The organism is Spirosoma arboris (assembly GCF_009754945.1).
Taxonomy (GTDB): Bacteria; Bacteroidota; Bacteroidia; order Cytophagales; family Spirosomataceae; genus Spirosoma; species Spirosoma arboris.
Map to the genome: position 1 here is coordinate 134,945 of NZ_WPIN01000023.1, position 6,810 is coordinate 141,754.

At 50.3% G+C, this 6,810-nt stretch carries 5 protein-coding genes; 3 read left to right on the forward strand and 2 right to left on the reverse strand.

What is annotated here, in order from left to right; genetic code table 11:
- Positions 1-159: 159 nt before the first annotated feature.
- On the forward strand, positions 160-3,855 hold the full coding sequence (locus GO755_RS36205; protein ID WP_198175036.1) for a PAS domain S-box protein: 3,696 nt from the start codon (positions 160-162) through the stop codon (positions 3,853-3,855).
- A gap of 92 nt (positions 3,856-3,947) precedes the next feature.
- Here GO755_RS36205 and GO755_RS36210 read toward each other — a convergent pair whose 3' ends face one another.
- Positions 3,948-4,355: a response regulator gene (locus GO755_RS36210; RefSeq protein WP_157590319.1), complete on the reverse strand. Its 408-nt coding sequence runs from the start codon at positions 4,353-4,355 to the stop codon at positions 3,948-3,950.
- A 216-nt stretch (positions 4,356-4,571) separates the two neighbouring features.
- Here GO755_RS36210 and GO755_RS36215 point away from each other — a divergent pair, with 216 nt between their 5' ends.
- Positions 4,572-4,976 (forward strand): response regulator, encoded by a 405-nt coding sequence (locus tag GO755_RS36215; protein WP_317166027.1) that lies wholly within the window; start codon positions 4,572-4,574, stop codon positions 4,974-4,976.
- A gap of 58 nt (positions 4,977-5,034) precedes the next feature.
- Here the strand turns inward: GO755_RS36215 and GO755_RS36220 are convergent, their stop codons facing one another.
- Positions 5,035-5,406 (reverse strand): hypothetical protein, encoded by a 372-nt coding sequence (locus GO755_RS36220; RefSeq protein WP_157590320.1) that lies wholly within the window; start codon positions 5,404-5,406, stop codon positions 5,035-5,037.
- A gap of 567 nt (positions 5,407-5,973) precedes the next feature.
- Here GO755_RS36220 and GO755_RS36225 point away from each other — a divergent pair.
- Entirely contained in the window at positions 5,974-6,498 is a 525-nt protein-coding gene (locus tag GO755_RS36225; RefSeq protein ID WP_157590321.1) for a response regulator, read from the forward strand.
- The last annotated feature ends 312 nt before the right edge of the window (positions 6,499-6,810 follow it).

Consider the following 6,810-nt stretch of genomic DNA (forward strand, 5'->3'; position numbering starts at 1 on the left):
GATGAGATGGCAATTTGAGACGGTAGCCATCTTAACATCAATATCAGCATTTACATGCTGTCTCAGAGAAACGGGCGATTAAAGAGACGCTTTCATTCACAAGCCGATAACTCTTCTTTTCTTCTGTGGTTTAGCTGTAAACCAGTATTAATCATCTCTATGGAGGCCACACCTGACGGGAAAGACCAAGCATTTCTGCTGAAGCTGAGCGATACCTTACGCGCCGAAACGGGCGTCGAAGCCATTGGCAATCGAGCCACTCAACTCATTGCCCGGCAGTTGGGAGCCGATCGGGTCTATCTGGTCTCCTTGAACCCCAACGACGATACCGTCCTAGTTACCCATGAGACCCGCCGTCAGGACATGCCCCCCCTGCAAGGCTCCTATCGCGGGGCGGACTTTCCTGCCGCCATCCAGGAAATTTTCGAACGCACCATCGTCTATACCGATGTGCGCACCGATGCCCGCTTGACGGATATGGACCGGCTGTCGTTCGCTGGGCTAGGGGCGGTGGGGTTCCTGGCTGCCTCGATCCGCCGGGGCAGCCAGACCATGATCTGGGCTGCTGGTGCCCTATCGACACAGCCTCGCTCCTGGACGGCGAGTGAAGTGGCTCTGTTTGAGGATGCTGTGGAACGGACCTGGGCAGCCATTGAACGAGCCAGAGGCGAAGAAGCCCTACGCCAATCGGAAGATAAATACCGCACCCTGTTTGAGTCGATGGACGAAGGCTTTCATATGAGTGAGCTACTCTATAATGAAGCGGGTCAGGCGGTCGATTGGCGGTATCTGGATGTGAATGCGGTCTTTGAACGACAGACGGGTCTTCTAAACGCAGCGGGTCAACTGGGCAGTGTAACGACGCCGAACACCGAACCCTACTGGTTGGAAGCCTATGATCAGGTGATCAAAACCGGGCAGCCCCTGCGCTTTGAGAACTATCACGCGGCTACTAGACGCTGGTATTCGGCGTATGCTTCCCGCGTGGGTGGGGCGGGGAGCCGTTTGTTCGCCGTCATGTTCGACGACATTACCGACCGAAAAGTAACCCAAGAAGCGCTACGGGAAAGCGAGCAGCAAAAAGCGCTGCTACTGACGTTAAGCGATCGATTGCAGACCCTGACCCGTCCGGATCTGGTGCAGGAGGTGGCCCTACAGCTACTGGGCGAGCACCTGGGGCTGAGCCGCGCCTATTTCTTTCGGGCCGAAGCCGACCAGCAGGGTTGGCACCACGTCATTGAAAGTGCCTACCAGCGGGAGCCAGGTCAGCCCAGCGTGATTGGCCGCCATTCCCTGAAACCGTTTGGCAGCTGGCTCTTTGAGGGCCTGGAACAAGGTCAGGTGGTCGAGGTAGCCAATGTGACAGAGGTGAATGGACTGACTCCAGACGAATTGTCGGTCTACCAGGGCATTGGGGTTGCCGCCTTTTTAAACGTGCCGCTGCTGCGCTATGGCACCTATTCGGCCGGAATTGCGGTCCATAGTCCGGTGCCCCGCGTTTGGAAGCCCACGGAGCTGGCTCTCATCCGGGACGTGGCCCTGCGCACCTGGGACACCATCGAACGAACCAAAGCCGAAGAAGCCTTGCGCGCGTCGCAAAAGCGCTTTGAATCGATTGCCAACCTGGTGCCCGACCTGCTTTGGGATAGCCAACCGGATGGTTCCACCTACTGGTATAACCAGCGCTGGTTGGACTATACCGGACAGCGTTTCGAAGAGGCCATTGGCTGGGGCTGGATGGAGGCCATTCACCCGGACGACCGGGAAGCTTCGGCCAAGCGCTATAGCGAGGCCGTGGCAGTCGGCACCTCGTTGCAGCAGGAACACCGGATACGGCGCCACGACGGCGCGTATCGCTGGTTTGTCGTCAGTGCCTCACCACTCATAGACGAGAACGGTCAGGTGATCAACATGTATGGGGCTGCCACCGACATCCACGAGAGCAAACAAGCCGAAGAAGCCCTGCGTCAGTTGGAGCAGCGCAATCGGCTGGCGATTGAAGCGGCCGAGCTAGCCACCTGGGAGTGGGACTTAGTGACCGACCAGGTGTACTGGAATGAACTGCATTTTCAGTTGTTGGGTATGGCTGTTGAGTCCAACCCCCTACCTTCTGAGGCCTTTATGAGTCACCTGCATCCGGACGATGCCGAAGCCATCAAAGATCAGCTTACCCAAGCAATTGCCCAGCGCACGCTCTACGACGCTGAGTTTCGGATTGTGCGGGAGGATGGGGTTATACGCTGGATGAGTGGCTATGGTCGGGTAATGGTTGAACAAAACGGCCAGCCGGTTCGGGTCAGTGGGGTGATGATGGACATTACTGACCGCAAAGAAGCTCAGGAAGCCCTGCGCCAAAGCGAAGAGCGGCAACGAGCCATTCTGGACAGTGCCAAAGACTACGCCATCTTCACAACCGATCTGGACCAACGGGTCACGTCCTGGAATCCGGGTGCCGAGGCCCTGTTTGGCTACTCGGAAGAGGAGATCCTGCAGCAGCCTGTGGACCGGCTTTACAACCCTGAAGACCGCCAGCAGAACATCCCCCGCCAGGAGGCTCAAATCGCCATCCGGGTGGGCCGCTTTGACAATGAACGCTGGCACAGCCGCCAGGATGGCTCGCTGTTTTATGGCTCGGGCGTGGTCACCCCCCTGCGCGATGAGACCGGTTCACTCATTGGTCTGTTGAAAGTGATGCGGGATCTGACAGTCCAAAAACGGGCGGAAGAAGCCCTGCAAGAAGCCGACCGACGCAAGGATGAGTTTCTGGCCATGCTGGCTCATGAATTACGGAATCCGATGTCGACGATTCGTTCGGGGTTGCAAATCTTGTCGCTCACCCAAGGCAAGGACGAGATGAGCCGCTCCACCGTCGATATGATGAATCGACAGACCGATCATCTGGTGCGAATGGTGGATGATCTGCTGGATGTGAGCCGCATAAGCCAAGGCAAGATTGAATTGCAAACTCAGCGAATGAACTTGGTCGATGCGGTCCGTCAAGCCCTTGAAGCAGTCAGTAGCCTATATCAGGAGCGAGGGCATCGACTACTAGTAAATTTACCCCGAACTGGCATTGAGTTGGACGGGGATGCTACCCGCTTAATGCAGCTGGTGAGTAATCTACTCACTAACGCGGCTCGCTATACACCATCCGGTGGCCAGGTGAGGATTAGCCTGGAACACATTGGTCAGGAAGCCTTGCTCCAAGTGGAGGATACAGGCATTGGCTTAAGAGCTGAACACCTAGAGTCCATCTTCGAGCTGTTTGTGCAGGGGGATAACTCGCTGGCCCGCTCACAGGGGGGCTTAGGGTTGGGCCTGACTTTAGTCAAACGATTGACCGAACTGCATGGAGGTCGGGTAGAAGCCCGTAGCGAAGGATTGGGAAAGGGCAGTGATTTTAGGGTCTGGCTACCGACGTTGACCGTAGCCCCGACGCCAGGGCCCTCTTCCGATTCCAAGCCCACGGCCCCTGCTTCAGCTCCCCAGCTCTTATTGATTGACGATAATGCCGATGCGGCTTTCACTTTGTCGATGCTACTGAAGTTGAAGGGCTACCAGGTGCATACCTGTCTAAATGGTCGGCAAGGCATTCAGGCGGCTGAGGAGCTACGCCCAAGGGTCATTCTTTGTGATATTGGGATGCCGGAGCTGGATGGCTACCAGACGTGCCAGTTGATTCGTCAGCAGGTCTGGGGAAAGGATATGATTTTGATCGCTTTAACGGGCTATGGACAAGATGAAGATAAACAGCTCGCTAAAGAGGCCGGTTTTGATGCCCATTTAGCCAAGCCTGTCGATCTAGCGGTCTTAATCAAGTTACTCAATGAACTGCTGCAAACAAATCGAGATTGAGTAGGGCTTTGTCATTTAGACGGCTACTGATAGGAGTGGCCAACATTTCATACGAAATATTGGCCACCCTCCCTTTTTTTGGTCAAGGTATATTACTGTTGCCAAACGAGTTGGGGTAGTTGAACCAGCTCTAACCAATATTTACAAAAAGCCTTTACATCCTGTAAAATCGTTTGCTTTAACAGAAGTGAATTAGCTCCCGCCCGATAATAGCGAGTTGCTTCACTGTCCGAGATGGCTCCCGTCCATATTACAACGGGTATATGGCGCCAGGCTTCGGAGTTCATTAGCCAGGCAATTAACTCGTGTCCATCCGTTAAAGGCATCTGTACATCAATCAGAATTAAGTGGGGGTGTAAGCCGTCGAGTAACTTTTGGGTTGCTTGCTGCCCGTTTGAGGCATGCAAGAGGGTGACGTCTGGGTAGCAATCCTTAACTAGAGTGGATAGTATTATAAAATCATCGTCGTCATCATCGACCCCTAAAATAGTATACTTCATCCGTTTCAGGTAGAAAAATTGACAAAATATAGGCTCTGTTTTTAATGATAAATACGCAAACCAAGGCAATGGCCAATGGGTTAGTAACTACTTTGATCTTAATTGGTTTTTAACCCCTATAATGGCGTTGAACGCTACCCAACCCATAAGTCAGTAGTTGTTTCCTGATCAAATAATCGGTAACATTGCTATTATCCGTAACTTACACTTCATTCCATGCCATCAATGCAAATGCCTTCCGTCTGGATCGTTGACGACGACGAAGACGATCAACTCATAATTTGCTCTGCTTTTCAGGAAGAATCACCCCCAATTAAGGTGCTCTCTCTTAAGGACGGAGAAGAGCTACTTTCCAGGCTAGCCGAATGCGGTGAACTACCGTTGCTCATTTTGTTGGACATCAACATGCCTCGAAAAGACGGGTTTGAGGCGTTGCGAGATCTGCGTAGCGTAGCTGCTTATGCCGAATTACCGGTCGTGATGCTAACTACCTCCTCAGAGGCAAATGACATTCAGCGTTGTACATCGCTAGGGGCCAATTATTTTTTGACCAAGCCCCTGACTTATGAGCGATTACGAGAAATGGTGCAGGCCTTGCGTGAGAATTGGGAGTTGATATAATAAGCGTCTAGCTAATTGGCCCTTTGCTATTTTTTAGAGATAGTAGTCGATTTTTTGGCTATGAGGAAGATTGCTTTATCAGGCAAAGCCTGGTATAGGCTTGGTGATTTAATTGATTTAAGCGCAGTGTGTGCTTGACTAATTTGGCATGAACCCTTTCCCTCGTAGGCGGTTGAAGATTAGCTGTCTGATCTATATCTTGGATTAAATTTACTACCTCGGTCTGCATGGTATCCATTAGCTTCACTACTTGATTCTTCGGGCACTGGCCGATATGAGTAGTGGTTTCTACCCTTAGCTCTTGTTCTAGTTCTCCCTGACTAATGCAGGTGAGCAATTCCTGATAATACGCATAGAGCTTATCAATAGCTTCAAGCCAGTCAGCTAATACCGAGTCACCTCTATCTGATGAAGCTGGTTCGTTTTTCATCCCGTCTTTTGCTTAGCTTTTCGACCCCTGAAAGACTTAAAAGTTAAATAAAAAGATTACATTGTCCTACTTTCATGTGTATACTTATTTAAAGGTATGCTTGCATACTAACTAGTTAATTTTTTATCCAGGTTTGATACCTAAAAAAGTGCAAGTGACTGTAATTAATCTGGTTATCAGTCAATTGTATTATACTAAGTTTTTAGCCTAAACTCAACTTGTACTATTCGATTTCTGGGTGAAGACAGTTTTGGGAGGGCAACTAGCGCTATTGGTTTAATACAAAATCACTGATTCTGACGCAACATGGCTGCTTGTGTTCAATTTCCCAAGCTATCTAGCATGGGATTGATCTGATAGAGCTCTGTTGCCTCATTACCCTTATTAACTATAGACTTGTTTAGGCAAAGTGTAGGTAGTCCCGAATGAAATTCTTTCTTCCCGTAGCCGCCGCTGATACAGAGCAAACGCTACACAGCTATTCGGAGAGACCTCACCAGAGTAGGGCACTTTAGGGTAAAGTAGTGGACTATTTTAATGAAGAGTAGACGTGAAAACTTCTTGACTATGAATCCAGATCCGAATCTACTCGCCTTTGAGTATTTATTAGCTCAGTATCGAAGGCGAGTCTATGAACAGTATTTTTTGCAGCAGAACGATAGGGAGACTGAGCTATTGCCTCAATCAGGAGCCCGTAAACTGACCATTCTAAGTATTGAGGATAAGGCGGATGAATGGTTTATTACCCGGTGGGCACTACTCCAGCAGTTTCCTGGGGCTGAACTAGTCTGGCTTGCCGACCCCGCACAAGTGATTCCTCATCTGGAGGCTTGCCGGCAGCGGGAAGAAGACTTACCCAGCTTAATATTACTAGATTTATATCTGCCCACCTCAACCGTGGGGTTAACTGTTTTGCAAGGGCTTAAGTCCCATCCTTTATTCCATCGGATACCTACTATTGTTCTTAGTCGATCCAATCACTATGAAGACATAGCAGACGTGTATAGTCATTTTGCAAACTCGTACATTGTCAAGCCAACTGATTATCATGAGTGGGTTAAGGGGTTATCTAGGCTTCACCGTTATTGCTAAAAGGGTTACTGACTTTTAGCGAAAAGTGGCCACCCTGGGGGCCAAAAACTAACTAAATTAACCTTGCTTCTAAATTATAGCTTTCCTTTTTGCCTGCCTAGATAAGCAGGTTTTATGGGTTAGATTATTAAACGCTGACGCTGGTAGTGCCAGCGTTTTTTTTACTAGTTAAAGTATAGTAAAGTAATGGTTACGCAAGCGGGCTTTATTCGTGTAGCTACATTAATTAATCGGGCTTGTCCTTACCCATTTGGTGAGCCAGTTTTGACTGGAATTTAAGCTGCCTGTGAGGTCCTCCCGAAAAGCGTTCCG